Source organism: Pseudomonas syringae pv. coryli str. NCPPB 4273 (genome assembly GCF_000972175.1).
Classification (GTDB): Bacteria; Pseudomonadota; Gammaproteobacteria; order Pseudomonadales; family Pseudomonadaceae; genus Aquipseudomonas; species Aquipseudomonas syringae.
This window is the reverse complement of sequence record NZ_AWQP01000003.1, coordinates 85,290-100,826: the sequence shown is the minus strand read 5'-3', so window position 1 is coordinate 100,826 and position 15,537 is coordinate 85,290. Positions and strand designations below refer to the sequence as shown.

Annotated in this window: 20 protein-coding genes; 8 read left to right on the top strand and 12 right to left on the bottom strand. The window is 60.3% G+C overall.

What is annotated here, in order from left to right:
- Positions 1 to 323: 323 nt before the first annotated feature.
- On the bottom strand, positions 324 to 1,334 hold the full coding sequence (locus P406_RS01780; RefSeq protein WP_003419507.1) for an AI-2E family transporter: 1,011 nt from the start codon (positions 1,332 to 1,334) through the stop codon (positions 324 to 326).
- A 188-nt stretch (positions 1,335 to 1,522) separates the two neighbouring features.
- Positions 1,523 to 1,813, bottom strand: a complete 291-nt coding sequence (locus tag P406_RS01775; RefSeq protein WP_046235134.1) for a PsiF family protein — start codon at positions 1,811 to 1,813, stop codon at positions 1,523 to 1,525.
- 152 nt (positions 1,814 to 1,965) lie between these two features.
- On the opposite strand from P406_RS01775, the gene P406_RS01770 reads away from it, so the two are divergent.
- Complete coding sequence (locus tag P406_RS01770; protein ID WP_046235133.1) at positions 1,966 to 2,847, top strand: DMT family transporter; 882 nt, start codon at positions 1,966 to 1,968, stop codon at positions 2,845 to 2,847.
- Here the strand turns inward: P406_RS01770 and P406_RS01765 are convergent.
- On the bottom strand, positions 2,844 to 3,077 hold the full coding sequence (locus P406_RS01765; protein ID WP_003368905.1) for a hypothetical protein: 234 nt from the start codon (positions 3,075 to 3,077) through the stop codon (positions 2,844 to 2,846). The two genes, P406_RS01770 and P406_RS01765, sit on opposite strands and share 4 nt — an antisense overlap.
- Before the next feature lie 311 nt (positions 3,078 to 3,388).
- Between P406_RS01765 and osmE the strand changes: the two genes are divergently transcribed.
- Positions 3,389 to 3,727: an osmotically-inducible lipoprotein OsmE gene (osmE, locus tag P406_RS01760; protein ID WP_003317036.1), complete on the top strand. Its 339-nt coding sequence runs from the start codon at positions 3,389 to 3,391 to the stop codon at positions 3,725 to 3,727.
- A 209-nt stretch (positions 3,728 to 3,936) separates the two neighbouring features.
- On the opposite strand, the gene P406_RS30470 is transcribed toward osmE, so the two are convergent.
- On the bottom strand, positions 3,937 to 4,023 hold the full coding sequence (locus P406_RS30470; RefSeq protein ID WP_441344152.1) for a small membrane protein YohP: 87 nt from the start codon (positions 4,021 to 4,023) through the stop codon (positions 3,937 to 3,939).
- A gap of 210 nt (positions 4,024 to 4,233) precedes the next feature.
- Between P406_RS30470 and P406_RS01755 the strand changes: the two genes are divergently transcribed.
- Positions 4,234 to 4,773 (top strand): ferritin-like domain-containing protein, encoded by a 540-nt coding sequence (locus P406_RS01755; protein WP_003317037.1) that lies wholly within the window; start codon positions 4,234 to 4,236, stop codon positions 4,771 to 4,773.
- Between the two features lie 121 nt (positions 4,774 to 4,894).
- On the opposite strand, the gene P406_RS01750 is transcribed toward P406_RS01755, so the two are convergent.
- On the bottom strand, positions 4,895 to 6,961 hold the full coding sequence (locus P406_RS01750; protein ID WP_046235132.1) for an AsmA family protein: 2,067 nt from the start codon (positions 6,959 to 6,961) through the stop codon (positions 4,895 to 4,897).
- 223 nt (positions 6,962 to 7,184) lie between these two features.
- Here P406_RS01750 and P406_RS01745 point away from each other — a divergent pair, with 223 nt between their 5' ends.
- The 5 genes from P406_RS01745 to P406_RS01725 all read left to right on the top strand — a co-directional run bounded on the left by P406_RS01745 (position 7,185) and on the right by P406_RS01725 (position 10,459).
- Positions 7,185 to 7,817, top strand: coding sequence for a TetR family transcriptional regulator (locus tag P406_RS01745; protein WP_002555418.1), 633 nt, complete (start codon positions 7,185 to 7,187; stop codon positions 7,815 to 7,817).
- A 233-nt stretch (positions 7,818 to 8,050) separates the two neighbouring features.
- Positions 8,051 to 8,551: an urease accessory protein UreE gene (ureE, locus tag P406_RS01740; protein ID WP_003317039.1), complete on the top strand. Its 501-nt coding sequence runs from the start codon at positions 8,051 to 8,053 to the stop codon at positions 8,549 to 8,551.
- The gene (locus tag P406_RS01735; protein ID WP_046235131.1) at positions 8,548 to 9,222 is read left to right on the top strand and encodes an urease accessory protein UreF; all 675 of its coding nucleotides are present in this window, start codon (positions 8,548 to 8,550) and stop codon (positions 9,220 to 9,222) included. The genes ureE and P406_RS01735 overlap by 4 nt, the downstream gene beginning before the upstream one ends.
- 21 nt (positions 9,223 to 9,243) lie before the next feature.
- Positions 9,244 to 9,861, top strand: coding sequence for an urease accessory protein UreG (gene ureG, locus P406_RS01730; RefSeq protein ID WP_003368915.1), 618 nt, complete (start codon positions 9,244 to 9,246; stop codon positions 9,859 to 9,861).
- Positions 9,862 to 9,886: 25 nt separating this feature from the next.
- Entirely contained in the window at positions 9,887 to 10,459 is a 573-nt protein-coding gene (locus P406_RS01725; RefSeq protein ID WP_003368916.1) for a HupE/UreJ family protein, read from the top strand.
- 41 nt (positions 10,460 to 10,500) lie between these two features.
- Here P406_RS01725 and P406_RS01720 read toward each other — a convergent pair whose 3' ends face one another.
- From P406_RS01720 to P406_RS01690, 7 genes are all read right to left on the bottom strand, one after another.
- Positions 10,501 to 10,920 (bottom strand): hypothetical protein, encoded by a 420-nt coding sequence (locus tag P406_RS01720; RefSeq protein ID WP_046235130.1) that lies wholly within the window; start codon positions 10,918 to 10,920, stop codon positions 10,501 to 10,503.
- Positions 10,917 to 11,534 (bottom strand): GTP cyclohydrolase II, encoded by a 618-nt coding sequence (gene ribA, locus P406_RS01715; protein WP_003419520.1) that lies wholly within the window; start codon positions 11,532 to 11,534, stop codon positions 10,917 to 10,919. Before ribA ends, P406_RS01720 begins: the two co-directional genes overlap by 4 nt.
- A 133-nt stretch (positions 11,535 to 11,667) precedes the next feature.
- A complete protein-coding gene (gene thiL, locus P406_RS01710) occupies positions 11,668 to 12,633 on the bottom strand; it encodes a thiamine-phosphate kinase (protein ID WP_046235129.1) in 966 nt (321 codons plus the stop codon).
- A 16-nt stretch (positions 12,634 to 12,649) separates the two neighbouring features.
- Entirely contained in the window at positions 12,650 to 13,147 is a 498-nt protein-coding gene (gene nusB / locus P406_RS01705) for a transcription antitermination factor NusB (protein ID WP_003419525.1), read from the bottom strand.
- On the bottom strand, positions 13,144 to 13,620 hold the full coding sequence (ribH, locus tag P406_RS01700; RefSeq protein WP_002555427.1) for a 6,7-dimethyl-8-ribityllumazine synthase: 477 nt from the start codon (positions 13,618 to 13,620) through the stop codon (positions 13,144 to 13,146). Before ribH ends, nusB begins: the two co-directional genes overlap by 4 nt.
- Before the next feature lie 129 nt (positions 13,621 to 13,749).
- A complete protein-coding gene (gene ribBA, locus P406_RS01695; RefSeq protein ID WP_003368927.1) occupies positions 13,750 to 14,841 on the bottom strand; it encodes a bifunctional 3,4-dihydroxy-2-butanone-4-phosphate synthase/GTP cyclohydrolase II in 1,092 nt (363 codons plus the stop codon).
- 21 nt (positions 14,842 to 14,862) lie between these two features.
- Entirely contained in the window at positions 14,863 to 15,525 is a 663-nt protein-coding gene (locus P406_RS01690) for a riboflavin synthase (protein WP_046235128.1), read from the bottom strand.
- Positions 15,526 to 15,537 lie beyond the last annotated feature (12 nt).

The window sequence follows — 15,537 nt, the reverse complement described above, 5'->3', positions numbered from 1 at the left end:
AGCAAGCTCACTCCCACAGGGTGGGAATGCCCTTCGTGATGCTCCGCGTCACAGATCGCTGATCTTGTGGGAGCGAGCTTGCTCGCGAAGACGGATTACCTGACCAATGGACTTCCAGCGGCTGCACTGGCCTCTTCGTGAGCAAGCTCACTCCCACAGGGCCGGGGTGTTTTCAAGCCATGCGGATCACTCACACGGGCGGGAGTGTTTCGAGCCATGTGGATGCTCTGCAGCACCGCAGACGCAGAGCGTCCAGAACTGCATGCCAACGCGGTGAACTGGCACGATAGGCGTTCTTTCGGACGCCTATCTACCCAAGCGCCCTAGACCAACCCTTCCTTTTGCAACTCGCTCTTCAGGTAGGCATAGTAGATCGGCCCTGCGACCACGCCCGGCAGACCGAATGCGGCTTCGAACAGCAGCATCGCCAGCAGCAACTCCCACGACTTGGCGTTGATCTGTCCGCCCACGATGCGCGCATTGAGGAAGTACTCGACCTTGTGGATCACGATCAGGTAGCCCAGCGCCGCCAGCGCGACCCAGATCGAGATGGACATGCCGACGATGAAGATCAGCGTGTTGGACATCAGGTTACCCACCACCGGCAACAGGCCGAGCAGGAAGGTCATGATGATCAGGGTCTTGGTCAGTGGCAGGTGAATCCCGCACAACGGCAGCACGACGGCCAGAAATACCGACGTAAACGCCGTGTTGAGCAGGGAAATCTTGATCTGGGCGAAAACAATGTTGCGAAACGCCCGGCTGACCAGGTACAGCCGATCGAACAGTGCGGCTGCTAGCGGCTTGCGCGCATGCACGTCGGAGATACGCTGCAAGGCAATGATCGCGCCCAGTACCATGCCGATCAGCATGGTGACGAACATGTGCGCCGCGCCCTTGCCGATCAACTGCAATTCGCCCACGTGCTTCTGCAGCCATTGCCCGAGCGAAACCTGAAACTCTGCTGCGCTGGCAGGCAGGTAGGCATCGATGAACGGAGGCAACTGACCACGAGCGCGATCCACCAGGGTCATGAACTTGTCGAGCGAGGCGCCCGGATTTTCGGCTTCGTGCAGCACAAAACTGATGGCCCCGGCAAAAATCAGCGTCAGCAGGCTGACCACCAGCGTGCCCAGCAGCGCCACAGCCAGCCAGCGGGCCCGCTCGCCGGAAATCAGCCGTTGCAGCTTGGGGGTCAACATGTTGACCAGCTCGAACACCAGCAGTCCGGCCAGCAGGCTGGGCAACAACTTGAATGGCAACACCAATAACAGACCGCCAAATACAAGTATCCAGCTGGCTATTAACACCTGACGCGCAGAAAACGTTGGCATAGACCCTCAACGGGCAACACAAGGAAGGTGGGCAGTCTGCCAGCCTTCTCAGTCCAGAACCAGTGATCCGAAAGCGCTAAAAAACAAGCCGCAATCATCTGCCCGATGATCGGCTCGAGAACGGCGCGAAAGCGCAGTGTTTACTGCACCCGCGCCTGTTGCCAGCAGCAAAGAGGCTGACTGAAAAATTATTTCCTCTTGAGACAATCGCTCATGAAACTCTTGCGCGCGTCCCCCTTGAGCGCCTGAGTGCTGGCGGTCGCGTTGCAGGTTTTCATCTTCTCCTGCTGGGTAGCCGCCGGCGGCGGTGCCGCTTTCAGGCAAGTGCTCATGAACGCCTTGCGCTCATCCCCCTTCAGCGATTGCGCGCTGGCGTCGGCATTGCAGGTGGTCATTTTGTTCTGCTGCGCGGTCGCAGCGAAACCCTGGGCAGACAACATCAAACCAACGAGCAACACAGGAATACCGAGCTTGTTCATCGATCCACTCTCCAGATCCACTGCACCGGGCGGCACAGGCTGAGATTCAGTGTAGTCAGCGTCTGCGCTCTGTGACGGGACACCGGACATCGCCGCTGGCATTCTCGACAAACAGGCGGATAATTACGCCTCGCTTTAACGATGATCCCCTTATGCAATACGCTTTTCCGCTGATCACCGTCCTTATCTGGGCGATCAACACAGCCGTCACCAAGGCGTCTGCCGGGGTGATCTTTCCGGCTGAAATAGGCTTTTATCGCTGGGCGCTGGCCGGCTTGCTGTTCACGCCGTTCATGCTCGGGCCTGTGTGGGCGAACCGCGCGGCAATCAAACCGGTACTCGGCAAGATCTTCATTCTGGCCGTGCTTGGCACAGCGCTCTATCAGAGCCTGGCGTATTTCGCGGCCAGCCTGACAACCGCCACCAACATGGGGATCATTCAATCGATGGTGCCGATGATGGCGCTGGGGCTGTCGATAGCCTGCCTTGGCACTCGCCTGACCTCGGGCGCACTGCTCGGGGCGGTGCTGTCATTCGCGGGAGTGGTGGTCGTGGTCTCGGCGGGCAATCCGGCCAGTCTGATCGAGCAGGGTGTCAATCGGGGCGATGCGATGGTGCTGGTGGCCGCCGCGTCGTATGCGGTCTACAGCACGCTGCTGAAGAAGTGGCAGTTGCGCTTGCCGCCCCTGCAGTTGCTTTACGTACAGATCCTGCTGGCGATTATCGTCTTGCTGCCGCCGTTCATGCTGTCGGCGAAAACCGGCCTGAATGCGAGCAACATACCGATGGTGCTGTATGCCGCGATTCCAACATCGATGCTCGCGCCGTGGCTGTGGATGACCTCGATCATGCGCCTGGGCCCCAGCCGCACAACACTGTTCTTCAACCTGATGCCCATCGCCACGGCCTTGATTGCCGCGGCGACACTGGGCGAGCAACTGGCGCTCTATCACCTGTTCGGCGGAGCGCTGACCCTGTGCGGCGTCATCCTCGCGGAACGCTGGACGACACCGCTGCGATCCAGGGCGGATTAGGCAGTCGCGCTGCCTTCGCTGCCCTCCAGGCTGTGAATCGACACATCGGTGATGCCGGCGGCAAGCGGCAGACCGGCTTCACCCATCGGCAGCTCGTCCAGTTCTACGTGATGCTTGAGCGCCAGTTCGTGCACCACTTCGATGATGGGCACGTCCAGATTCTCGATAATGTCTACGTGGTGCTCGCCGAGCAGGGTGTACTCGATCTCATACAGTTCTTTATCGCTCATCGCATCTTCCTGGCCGTCACTGAGGAGCGGCTGATTAACGAACTACGGTCCGACAACCGATGACCGAGCCCAAGGCTGAGCAAAACGCTCAACCATGCCATCAGATTGACCTCGGCCTTTCGGGAACGTGCGAGGAATATTCAAAGCGCTTTTCATGCCCGATCGTCATGGCGTTCGGGGGGATTCAGCAAAGGCATCAGGGTGGAGGCAAGGTACTGCCTCATCGCCATCTTTTTTTCGAACTCTTCAGCCCCTCCTCTGCTCCAAGGCATACCGGGCCAAAACCGGCTCTGACATGTGGAGCAATAACGATGTACAAAAAACTCTTCGCGGCGACCTTTGTATTGGCGACGATGGCTGGCTGCAGCAACACAACCGTGCAGAACCCGGTGGACTACGTCACTTATCGCAATGAGCCGCTGGTCAAGCAGGTCGAGAACGGCATGACGCGCCAGCAGGTCCTGACCATCGGCGGTGAGCCGTCGAGCACCATCGAGCGCCGGGTCAACCCAGGCACTTGCAACAATTACGTCATGAACAAAGACGGCCACAAACAGGTTTACCACGTCAGCTTCAACAGCGACGGCCGTGTGACCAACAAAGGTTTCATGACGTGCGAACAACGCGAGAAGAACGAAAAAGCGATGTAATCAAAACGCAGGCACAAACAAAAAGCCCGAGGCCTGTATGCCTCGGGCTTTTTGTTGAATGCTTTTTTAGGATCTTTACGAAAAGTGGCTGCGCTCGGTGATGCTTCGTTAAAAACAGGCTCGGAATGCTCATTTACAACACGTAGACTCCGCTTCCTCGCCTGTTTTTGCCTCGCCTGACCTTCGCTCGCCGACTTTTCGTACAGAGCCTAGAAAACCAGCTTGAACAGGGCGATAACCACGACCAGGCCGATCAGAAAGATGATGCCAACGGTGCTTCCCAGGAACTTGAGCATTGTGTATCTCCACGATTTATTTGGGTCTCAAGGTTGGGACCGCGGGGCTCAGCACTCGTTTCTTATATTTTTACATTCAGTCACAACCTTGCGCACCGGCGAAAATCCGATAAAACTTTTTCCCTCCTCCAGCACTCACAACCCTTGCTGATCCTGCCGGGCAATACACAGAGCGAGACAGCAAAACCTGATGAGTCCTGGAGATAAATGATGAATTCTGCACCGCAATCACAGCTTTCCGATGTAAATACTCTGCGCCAGCGCGCACGCCAGAACGTTGAGGATGGTGCTGTGACTCAAGGTTACAGCGCTGACCGCGAAACGGTCCTGCGCCTGCTCAATGAATCGTTGGCTACCGAGCTGGTCTGTGTACTGCGCTACAAGCGCCACTACTACATGGCGTCGGGCCTGAAAGCGAGCGTCGCGGCAGCCGAGTTTCTGGAACACGCAGAGCAGGAAGCGCAGCACGCCGACAAACTGGCCGAGCGTATCGTGCAACTGGGCGGCGAGCCGGAGTTCAACCCGGACACCCTGTCGAAGAACTCCCACGCGCAGTACGTGGCTGGCAACACGCTGAAGGAAATGGTCTACGAAGATCTGGTTGCCGAGCGCATCGCCGTCGACAGCTATCGCGAGATCATTCAATACCTCGGCGACAGCGACCCGACTACCCGCCGCATCTTCGAAGAAATCCTTGCTCAGGAAGAAGAGCACGCTGACGACATGGCAGACATTCTGAACGATCTGTAAGCCGCAGCAGCCAATGAAAAGCCAGGACCTGTGTCCTGGCTTTTTTGTGGCCGGTAGTTTCTCGAGGCACATATGTGAACATCGTTGCGCACGCTCCAGCGCGGGCAACAGAGATGGAGCGTTACTTCACCGTCTTCGGCGCCTTGCCGGTGCGCATCTGCTCCAGCAGCGGGCCACACTGATTCGGCTCGCTGTCGCCAGTGGCGACCAGCGCGAGCAAACCGGCAACTGGACCTACGGTTGCACCGAGCAGCACCATGCCGGCTCCGCGCAGCAACAACGGACCGGACTGTACGCCTGCGTTGGGCTTGGCGAACGGGCCGTTGACGTACAGCGGCGAGCGCAGCGAGAACACGCGGAAGCCCTTGGACTCAGGGTTGATCTGCAGGTCCAGTTGCTCGGTCTTCAGGTTCGCGGTGCCGTTGATGTAAATGATGGCGTTCTCGGTATCGAAGACAAACAGCCGGCTGGTCGCCAGCCCGTCCTTGATACCGAAGTTCGAGGCCGCGCAATTGATCTTCACGTCCTTGTCGCCGAACAGCTTGCCGACTACGTAGTTGCCCACGTTGAGCCCGGCAATTTCCATCAGGCCACGACTGATCGCGCCGTCGTTCACCAGCATCTTCATTTCGCCGTTGGCAGACCCCAGCAAGGCTGAAACCGAGTTGCCGCGCCCACTGATATCGGCGTCGCCGTTCAGCTCACCGAAGCTGGTTTTCATCGGTTCGAAGGTCGGGAACAACTGCTTGAGCTTGAAATTGCGCGCCGACAGCTTGGCCCTGCCCTGCATCGGCTTGTTTTGCCCGTTGAGGCGAATGTCCGCGTCCAGCTTGCCGCCTGCCACACCAAAACGCAGCGGCTCGAGGCTCAACTGACCATCGTCGAGAACCAGATGGGTGTAGAGGTCGGTGAACGGCAGGTCCGGGCTCTGCACGATGCGCTTGCCGGTGAACTCCACGTCGGCGTCCATCGCCCGCCAGCGATCGGTCTGAAACTCCTCGACAGGCAGAACCTTGCCCGAAGGCTGCTTGCTCTCGCCGCCGCGCTTTTTCTGCGCAGCATTGGAGTCCGCACCGATCAACGGCGCGAGGTCACTGAACAGCAACTGGTTGGAGACCAGCACGCCGCTCAGCTTGGGCCGGGGCTGACTGGCGACGAAGCCCAGATCGCCATGGATATCGCTGTTGCCGATCTTGCCGTTGAAGCCTTCGTAACGGAAGTTGGCGCCAGCCGGGTCGTGCAGTTTGGCGATCAGGCGGCCATCGGTGGAGTACGCCGGAGAATCCGGCAGGGTCACACCCGTCAGCGGGTACAGATTGCTCAGGCTCGCGCCGGAAAGCTTGAGGCGCAGATCCAGCGCGCCCAGGTTCTGTGGATCGGTCAGGGTCCCGGCGATCACCGCATGGGTGTCACCGACCTTGACGTCAGCCTGTACCGGAAACGGCTGATTGGCATCCTTGAGCGCGAGCAGACCGCCGACCTTGCCGGTGCCGCTCAGCTTCTGATCGTGGTATTGGCCGGTGACCGCCAGTCCGAACGCATAATCCTGCGGTACTGCACCCTTGTCCTGGGCCTTTTTCGCTTCCTTGCTGCCGACGATTTCACTGAACGGGACCGGCTTGCCGAGCAGGTCGATCACTACGTCCAGATTGGCGTTGAGCTTCTGGTCGTTGAAGCTCACCAGCCCCTTGTCAAACTTGATCGCGCCGATGTCCATCACCCACTTGGAGGGCTCGGCATTCGGGTCGGATTTGGGCAGATCGAACACCCAGTTGGCGCGACCATCGGCCAGACGCTCGAGTCTGGCCTCGGGCCCGGTCAGATCGATACGCGGGATAACCACTTGCTGAGCCAGCAGCGGCAGCAGTGAGAGACGAAATTCGACGTGCTTGAGGGTCACCATCTGCGGGGTCTTCGACCATTCAGGGTTACCCAGGCTCAGGTCATCGGCGACAAAGTGCGGCGACGGCACCCAGGCACGCCAGCCACCGAGTTCGGGCTCGCGCGTCCAGCGCACATCCAGATCACCATTGATGGCGAACGGACGATGCAGCGCTTCGCTGACTTTTGCATTGAGGGTGGGTTTGATGCGATTCCAGTCGAAAGTGACGATCACAATGACCAATATAGCCAGCACCACCAACAACGTGGCACCTGTCCAGGCGAAAATCTTGCGGCTGCGCGTCATGCGTCACTCTCCAGAAAACAGCGCCCCGACCCTGGCGCGCTGAATACGACATGAATGTTCGACTGACAAACGCGCCGAGGGTTTGATTTGAATACGAAAATGCATCGAAGGCCAGCACTCATGCACTGTTACTGGTCAAGGAGCCTGACTGAAAACCCTTTCGACGCAGGCAAAGCGCATTTGCTAAAGTGCAACCCAGCCTAATCCAAGAATCGTTTGAGCCATGCTGCCCCGCGCCGAACAGAAACAACAGACCCGAAGAGCCCTGCTAGATGCTGCCCATCAACTGATGGAGAGCGGGCGCGGCTTTGGCAGCCTGAGCCTGCGCGAAGTGGCGCGCACGGCAGGTATCGTACCGACCGGTTTCTATCGGCACTTTGAAGACATGGACCAGTTGGGGCTGGCGCTGGTCAGCGAGGTCGGCCAGACCTTTCGCGAGACCATCCGGCTTGTGCGCCACAACGAATTCGCCATGGGCGGGCTGATTCGTGCGTCGGTGAAGATATTCCTCGAACGTGTGGCGGCCAACCGCTCGCAGTTCCTGTTTCTGGCGCGCGAACAATACGGCGGCTCCTTGAAGGTGCGCCAGGCGCTCGGAGCGCTGCGTGAAGGCATCAGCGCCGACCTCACCGCCGACTTGGCAAAGATGCCCAAATGGCAGCACCTGAATGCCGATGCACTGTCGATCATCGCCGACCTGGTGGTCAAAAGCGTGTTTGCGATGCTGCCGGAACTGATCGACCCGCCCCCTGCCTCACTGGCCCCGCACCTGACACCTCAGGCGAAGATCACCCAGCAACTGCGCTTCATCTTCATTGGCGCACGGCACTGGCGGGGGCTGGGCAGTCACGATTGAGCGTCGGCACGCTCTGCTTCGTCCCGAGAACGACGTCTCACTATTAACGTTCCCCTCAAGCAAAAGACTCGCACCAAATTAACGCAACGACTTGCTTATGCACCTAAATAGAGCAAAGCAATATGTGCCAACATTCGCATCGCCCGCTTCTGTCAGCCATTTCGTCGCAAGCTGCACTGTTGGCAAGCCCCTTGCTCTGATTTGAAGCATCGCAATTGGCTGGAAGCTATCTGATGCTGGTGATTCACGACCGAATCGAACCTCAGGCCGAATGGGCCGCCGAGCTGCATTTGAATTTCGAGGCACGCAGCAAAAGTCGACTGCGCTGCTTCAGTGCGGAAAACGAAGACGTTGGCCTGTTTCTGCAACGCGGCCAGTCGCCGCTGCGCGATGGAGAGTTTCTTCAGGCCCAGGATGGCCGCGTGGTGCGTGTCTGCGCGCGTCCCGAAAAACTCATGCACGTCACGTGCAGCAGCACCTTTGAACTGACCCGCGCGGCCTATCACCTTGGCAATCGTCACGTGGCCCTGCAAGTCGGCGACGGCTGGCTGCGCCTGCTCGACGATTACGTGCTCAAGGCGATGCTCGATCAACTGGGCGCCACTGTCGACACCATCGAAGCGCCGTTCCAGCCGGAACATGGCGCCTACGGCGGTGGGCATCATCACTCGCGTGCAGGCGAGGAGGATTTCAACTATCCGCCGCGCATGCACCAGTTCGGCGTGCGCAAGTGAACAGCGCCTGGGCGCTATTGCGCCTGGCCAGTCCGCAGCTGCCTATCGGTGGCTACAGCTATTCGCAGGGGCTGGAAATGGCAGTGGAGCAGTCCATCGTGGTGGACCCGCAGACTGCGGGCCGCTGGATAGGCGATCAACTGCTGCTCAATCTCGCGCGTTTCGAGGCCCCGCTGCTGCTGGCTCATTGCGAAGCAGCGGCAGCCGGTGACTGGGGACAGTTGCTGCAAGTCAGCGAGCAGCATCGCGCCAGCCGCGAGACCCGCGAGCTGCATCTGGAAAGCCGGCAGATGGGTTACTCCTTGAAGCAGTTGCTCGATGGCCTGCCTGAACTGGATCGTGATGCACGGCATTTTCTGCAGCAGACTGCAGAGCCGCACCTGGCCCTTGGTTGGGCGCTGGCCGCACGCGCCTGGCAGATCAGCCCGCAGGATGCGCTGGCCGCCTGGCTATGGAGCTGGCTTGAAAACCAGCTGGCCGTGCTGATGAAAACCCTGCCGCTGGGCCAGCAAGCCGCCCAGCGGCTGACCAGCGAACTGTTGCCGTTATTGCAGCAGGCGCAGCTCAGTGCCAGCGCACAAGATCCCTGCCATGCCGGCAGCGCAGCCTTCGGTCTGTCCCTGGCGAGCATGGCGCACGAACGTCAATACAGCCGGTTATTCCGGTCCTGATCAGTCCTTATGGAGAACTCAATGAACAGCCAACCTCTGCGCGTCGGAATCGGTGGCCCGGTCGGATCCGGCAAGACGGCGCTGACCCTGGCGCTGTGCCTCGCATTGCGCGACCGCTATAACCTGGCCGTGGTGACCAACGATATCTATACCCGCGAAGACGCTGACTTTCTGGTGCGTAACGAGGCACTGGCACCTGAGCGCATCATCGGCGTTGAAACCGGCGGCTGCCCGCACACCGCCATTCGCGAGGATGCTTCGATCAACCTGGAAGCCGTCGACCAGCTCAATCGCCGCTTCGAAGGCCTGGACCTGATCATCGTCGAATCCGGTGGCGATAACCTTTCCGCGACCTTCAGCCCGGAGCTTTCCGACCTGACCATTTACGTGATCGACGTGTCGGCCGGCGACAAGCTGCCGCGCAAGGGCGGTCCGGGCATCTGTAAGTCCGACCTGCTGGTGATCAACAAGATCGACCTCGCCCCGTTGGTGGGCGCGTCACTGGAAATGATGGACAGCGACACGCGCAGGATGCGTGGCGAAAAGCCGTTCGTGTTCAGCAATCAGAAAACCGGTCAGGGTCTGGAACAGATCATTGCCTTCATTGAGCGCCAGGGCCTGCTGACTGCAGCCGCCTGAATTCACAACCAAAAGGAACCCGTCGATGAACTACAAAAAAGCCCTTGGCGCCCTCGCGCTGTTGCTGGTCCCGACTCTGGCGCTGGCTCACCCCGGTCATGGCGATAACGGCCTGATCGCTGGTATCAGCCACCCGATTGGTGGGCTGGACCACTTGCTGGCAATGCTTGCCGTCGGCTTGTGGGCTGCGCAGCAACAAGGTTCGGCACGCTGGGCGCTGCCGTGCACTTTCGTCGGCACCATGCTGATCGGCGGCATGCTGGGCTTTGAAGGTCTGAACCTGCCGGCGCTGGAAAGCGGCATTGCCGCATCGGTACTGGCTCTGGGCCTGGCCGTGGCATTGGCAGTACGTCCGCCGCTGGCGTTGGCGGTAGCCGCAACTGCTTTGTTCGCCTTGTTCCACGGCGTGGCGCATGGCCTTGAACTGCCGGAGATGTCCAGCCCGTGGGCGTACGCAGCAGGTTTCGTTGCTGCAACTGCGGCCTTGCATGCGCTGGGTTATGCGGTGGTTCGCGTGTTGCCTCAAGCGGCAGCACCGCTGGTGCGTATCGCCGGTGCAGCCTCTGCGGCAGCGGGTGTGTGGTTGCTGGCAGCCTGATCGAGCTTCGCGCTGATCGTGTCCGCTTCAGTTGCGGATGATCAGCGCGAAGGCGCAGGAATGCGGTACAGGTAGAGCAGCACTGCGCTGGCAAACGCCAGCAGGCAGACCGGCAAGGGATGCAGACCGAACAGCACCGCGATGGCGGCGATCCAGGCGGGCAACCCGGCAGCCAGGAACGCCAGGCGGCGGATGGCCGCGAGTTTGAGCCATGCTGCCGGCTCCTCGGGTGTATCGAGTGCAGCCTGGGTGATCGCCAACGCGCGCTTGTAGGCGCCGAAGGGTTTCAGGCTGACGAACATCGAGCCTATGCCGGCGATGAACAGCGGGATCGCCAACACCGGAATGAGCGGCTCGCTGGCACCGAAAAATACACAGACCACCAGCAATGGCGCCAGGGTCAGACCCAGTTGACGCCACCATTGCATCTCCAGCTTTTGACGAACCTCGCTGCGTGTCACGCGGGGCCGACCTCGCTTTGATGTTCGTTGCCCATCATGTGCCCCAGCTTGCCCGCCTTGGTCGCCAGATAAAGACGATTGTGCGGGTTTTGCCCGGTGTGCAGCGGCACGCGCTCGGCGACTCTGATGCCCATCTCGGTCAAGGCTTTGACTTTGCGCGGGTTGTTGGTCATCAGCCGCAACGACTGCACGCCCAGATGCTGAAGCATCGGCAGGCAGATCGCGTAGTCACGCTGATCGGCAGCAAAGCCCAGGCGCTCGTTGGCTTCAACCGTATCGGCGCCGCCATCCTGCAGCTCGTAGGCGCGGATCTTGTTCATCAGACCGATACCGCGCCCTTCCTGGCGCAAATACAACAACACGCCCCGCCCTTCGGTGGCGATGGCGCGCAGGGCGGCTTCCAGTTGAGAACCACAATCGCAACGCTGACTGAACAGGGCATCGCCCGTCAGGCATTCGGAATGTACGCGACCCAGAACCGGCTCACCGTCCGCCACATCGCCCAGACTCAGGACGACGTGTTCACGGCCGGTTGCCGACTCGATAAAGCCGTGCATGGCAAACTCTGCAAAGGGAGTGGGCAGTTTGGAAGCGGCGACAAAGACGACGGGCACCGTGTGCTCCTGATCAGTATGAAGACTGGAAATTCGCAAGATTTGCATTGTAACAGCAGGTTCCTGCAGACGCTTAGGGTGAATTCTCGGGCATTTAGATCATAAAGTTCGATAGATAGAAGCGCTCATCGGCTCACTGCTCACCGCCAAAATGCTGGTAGCCACGCGTGTCAGGCGTGACGTCTTGCCCTGTGTCGTCAACAAGAATGACGCCTTGCCCCTGCTCTACCCGGCCAATCACATGCACCGGCCAGCCTTCTTTCAGCAAAGTCGGCAAGTGTTCGGAAGGCAGTGTGAAGGCCAGGATGTAATCGTCGCCACCGCTGAGCGCAGCCTGTCGGGCAGAAGGCAGATCGAACAAGGTCAGCAACTGGTCAGACATCGGCAGCCGGTCCCGCTCAACCACCAGACGAACACCCGACGCGCGAGCGATGTGTCCGCAGTCGGCCAGCAGCCCATCGGAGATGTCCAGCGCCGACGTCGCCCTGCCGCGCAAGGCCTGCCCAAGCGCCAGTTGCGGTTGCGGCGACCAGTAGCGGGCCAGCAATGCTTCGGTGATCAAGGGCTCGGCGCTGCGCTGCTTCAATACCAGCGGTAACGCACCTGCGCCATCACCCAGCGTGCCGCCGACACACAACAGGTCACCCGCCTGAGCACCCGCGCGGGTCAGGGCTGATCCGCCCGGCACAGCGCCGAACACTGTCAGGGTCAGGCTCAAGGGACCGCGCGTTGTATCACCACCGATCAGACGCAGCGAACAGCCTTGCGCCATCTGGTCAAGGCCGCGAGCGAAGGTCTGCAGCCAGTCGGCATCGACCTGCGGCAGGGTCAGGGCAAGGGTGAACGCGACAGGCCTGGCGCCCATGGCCGCCAGATCACTGGCAGACACCGCCAGCGCGCGCTGGCCAAGCAGAAAGGGGTCGCAGGCATCAGGAAAATGTACCCCGGCAACCAGGGTATCGGTCGAGATCGCCAACTGCTCACCGGGCGCTAACGTCAGCAGCGCGCAGTCGTCGCCGATCCCCAGGGCAACTTCCTCGCCCGCCTGCGCACAGGGCGCGGCGGCGAAGTAATTGCGGATCAGCTCGAACTCTCCCATGAAGGTCAGGCGCGAATCAGCGCTTGTGGGCCTTCACTTCGACTTCACGCAGGCGCGGCGCCAGCTTGTCCAGCACGCCATTGACGAACTTGTGGCCGTCAGTGGAGCCGTAGACTTTCGCCAGCTCGATGCCTTCGTTGATCACCACGCGATAAGGCACGTCGATGCGCTTGAGCAGTTCGAAGGTGGACAGCCGCAGTACGGCCAGCTCAACCGGGTCGAGCTCTTCGATGGTCAGATCAAGGCAAGGCGAAAGCGCGGTGTCGATCTCGGTCTTGTTGGTTGCCACGCCGTGCAGCAGCTCACGGAAGTAGGTGCCGTCAACGTTGCTGAAATCATTGTCGACACGGAACTGCGCTTCGATCTCGTTCAACGAATGGCCAGCCATGTGCCACTGATACAGGGCCTGGGTTGCCATCTGACGTGCTTCACGACGCTTGGCGCTTTTGCCCTTGGCGGCTTCCGGCGACTTGGCATCGCGCGGGTTGAACTGGTCGGTATCGTCGGAAATCACTTGGCCTCCAGCTGCGACAGCAGACTGACCATTTCGATAGCGGACAGAGCGGCTTCAGCGCCTTTGTTGCCGGCTTTGGTGCCGGAACGCTCGATGGCCTGTTCGATGGAGTCGACGGTCAACACGCCGAAAGCGACCGGCACGCCGAACTCCATGGACACCTGGGACAAGCCCTTGACGCACTCGCCTGCCACGTATTCGAAGTGTGGAGTACCGCCACGGATCACTGCACCCAGTGCGACGATGGCCGCGAACTCGCTGCGTTGGGCAACTTTCTGCACAACCAGTGGAATCTCGAACGCACCCGGGGCACGGATGATGGTGATGTCGCTTTCGCTCACGCCATGGCGTACCAGCGCATCAACGGCACCGCTAACCAGGCTTTCCACGACGAAGCTGTTGAAACGGCCAACTACCAAGGCATAGCGGCCCTGGGGGGCGATGAAGGTACCTTCGATGGTCTTCAAGGTCATTCGGTGAGTCTCGTATTAAAGAGCAAGCCCGCCTTGGGGCGGACTTTGAGGGATATTAGGCCACGAATCATGCCTGTCAGGCCAAAACCTGCGAAAAACCATCTTCCACACGCCCCGACCTGCCGGTATTTATTCGGAGGGCACGTATTCTACAACTTCCAGATCGAAACCGGATATCGCATTGAACTTCATCGGCGAACTCATCAGGCGCATTTTGCGCACGCCGAGGTCACGAAGGATCTGCGAACCGGCACCGACCGTGCTGTACGTGGTCGGTGTCTTGATCGGTTGCTGACCGGCGGTTTCGCGAATATGAGCCAGCAAGACATCGCCATCCAGCGGGTGACCGAGCAGCAGCACCACGCCGCTGCCCGCCTCGTTAACCGCGCGCATGGCGGCGCGCAGGCTCCAGCGGCCGGGCTGGCTGACCATCAACAGGTCACGCAGCGGGTCCATGTTGTGCACGCGAACCAGCGTGGGCTCTTCGGCGCAGATGGTGCCCAGGGTCAGCGCCAGATGCACGTCGCCCTCGACCGAATCACGGTAGGTCACCAGGTTGAAACTGCCCAGTTCGCTGTCCATCGGCTGCTCGGCAATCCGCTGAACGGTACGTTCGTGGATCATCCGGTAGTGAATCAGGTCGGCGATGGTGCCGATCTTGATGTCATGTTGCAGGGCAAATGCTTCGAGTTCGGCGCGACGGGACATGGTGCCGTCGTCGTTCATGACTTCGCAGATCAGGCCCGTCGGCTCGAAACCGGCCATGCGCGCCAGGTCGCAGGCCGCTTCGGTATGACCGGCGCGCGCCAGGGTGCCACCCGCCTGAGCCATGAGCGGGAAGATATGGCCCGGGCTGACGATGTCTTCGGCCTTGGCGTCCTTGGCAGCGGCAGCCTGCACAGTACGTGCGCGGTCGGCTGCCGAGATACCGGTGGTCACGCCTTCGGCGGCTTCGATGGAAACGGTGAACTTGGTGCCGAAACCCGAACCGTTGCGCGCGGCCATCAGCGGCAGCTTGAGGGTTTCGCAGCGCTCGCGAGTCATCGGCATGCAGATCAGACCACGGGCGAAACGCGCCATGAAGTTGATGTGCTCGGGCTTCACGCATTCGGCGGCCATGATCAGGTCGCCTTCGTTTTCGCGGTCTTCGTCATCCATGAGGATGACCATCTTGCCCTGGCGAATGTCTTCGACCAGTTCTTCGATACTGTTGAGCGCCACGCGGCACCCCCTTCAATCAATTCAGGATTTGAGGTAGCCGTTCTCGGCCAGGAAGCTTTCGGTGATCGTGCCGTGGCCCGGCTCGGCGGCCTTGTCACCTAGCAGCAGGCGCTCCAGATAACGCGCCAGCAGGTCGACCTCCAGGTTGACCTTACGGCCGGGCTGGTAATCGGCCATGATCGTTTCGCTCCAGGTATGAGGCACGATGGTCAGTTCGAACTCCGCGCCGTTGACCGAGTTGACGGTCAGGCTGGTGCCGTCGACCGTGATCGAGCCTTTGTGGGCGATGTATTTGGCCAGCTCACGTGGCGCACGCACGGTGAACTGAATGGCGCGGGCGTTATCTGCACGGGCGACGATTTCGCCGACGCCGTCGACATGACCGCTGACCAGATGGCCACCCAGACGTGTAGTCGGGGTCAGGGCCTTTTCCAGGTTGACCCGGCTGCCGGTCTTCAGGTCGACAAAGGCGGTGACGGTCAGGGTTTCCCGGCTCACATCAGCCCAGAAGCCATCACCGGGCAATTCGACGGCGGTCAGGCATACGCCATTCACGGCAATGCTGTCGCCGAGTTTGACGTCGGTCAGGTCAAGCTTGCCGGTTTCCACATAAACGCGGACGTCGCCGCCTTTGGGAGTCAGGGCGCGGATGCTGCCAATGGATTCGATAATGCCGGTAAACATGGGTCCTCCGGG

Excerpts from the sequence above, each read along its gene's own strand:
- ureG (WP_003368915.1), top strand. The coding sequence starts at position 9,244 with ATGAACAGCCAACCTCTGCGCGTCGGAATCGGTGGCCCGGTCGGATCC.
- ureE (WP_003317039.1), top strand. The coding sequence starts at position 8,051 with ATGCTGGTGATTCACGACCGAATCGAACCTCAGGCCGAATGGGCCGCC.
- P406_RS01780 (WP_003419507.1), bottom strand. The coding sequence starts at position 1,334 with ATGCCAACGTTTTCTGCGCGTCAGGTGTTAATAGCCAGCTGGATACTT.
- P406_RS01775 (WP_046235134.1), bottom strand. The coding sequence starts at position 1,813 with ATGAACAAGCTCGGTATTCCTGTGTTGCTCGTTGGTTTGATGTTGTCT.
- P406_RS01770 (WP_046235133.1), top strand. The coding sequence starts at position 1,966 with ATGCAATACGCTTTTCCGCTGATCACCGTCCTTATCTGGGCGATCAAC.
- P406_RS30470 (WP_441344152.1), bottom strand. The coding sequence starts at position 4,023 with ATGCTCAAGTTCCTGGGAAGCACCGTTGGCATCATCTTTCTGATCGGC.
- P406_RS01765 (WP_003368905.1), bottom strand. The coding sequence starts at position 3,077 with ATGAGCGATAAAGAACTGTATGAGATCGAGTACACCCTGCTCGGCGAG.
- P406_RS01725 (WP_003368916.1), top strand. The coding sequence starts at position 9,887 with ATGAACTACAAAAAAGCCCTTGGCGCCCTCGCGCTGTTGCTGGTCCCG.
- thiL (WP_046235129.1), bottom strand. The coding sequence starts at position 12,633 with ATGGGAGAGTTCGAGCTGATCCGCAATTACTTCGCCGCCGCGCCCTGT.
- P406_RS01745 (WP_002555418.1), top strand. The coding sequence starts at position 7,185 with ATGCTGCCCCGCGCCGAACAGAAACAACAGACCCGAAGAGCCCTGCTA.
- P406_RS01750 (WP_046235132.1), bottom strand. The coding sequence starts at position 6,961 with ATGACGCGCAGCCGCAAGATTTTCGCCTGGACAGGTGCCACGTTGTTG.
- P406_RS01755 (WP_003317037.1), top strand. The coding sequence starts at position 4,234 with ATGAATTCTGCACCGCAATCACAGCTTTCCGATGTAAATACTCTGCGC.
- osmE (WP_003317036.1), top strand. The coding sequence starts at position 3,389 with ATGTACAAAAAACTCTTCGCGGCGACCTTTGTATTGGCGACGATGGCT.
- ribH (WP_002555427.1), bottom strand. The coding sequence starts at position 13,620 with ATGACCTTGAAGACCATCGAAGGTACCTTCATCGCCCCCCAGGGCCGC.
- P406_RS01690 (WP_046235128.1), bottom strand. The coding sequence starts at position 15,525 with ATGTTTACCGGCATTATCGAATCCATTGGCAGCATCCGCGCCCTGACT.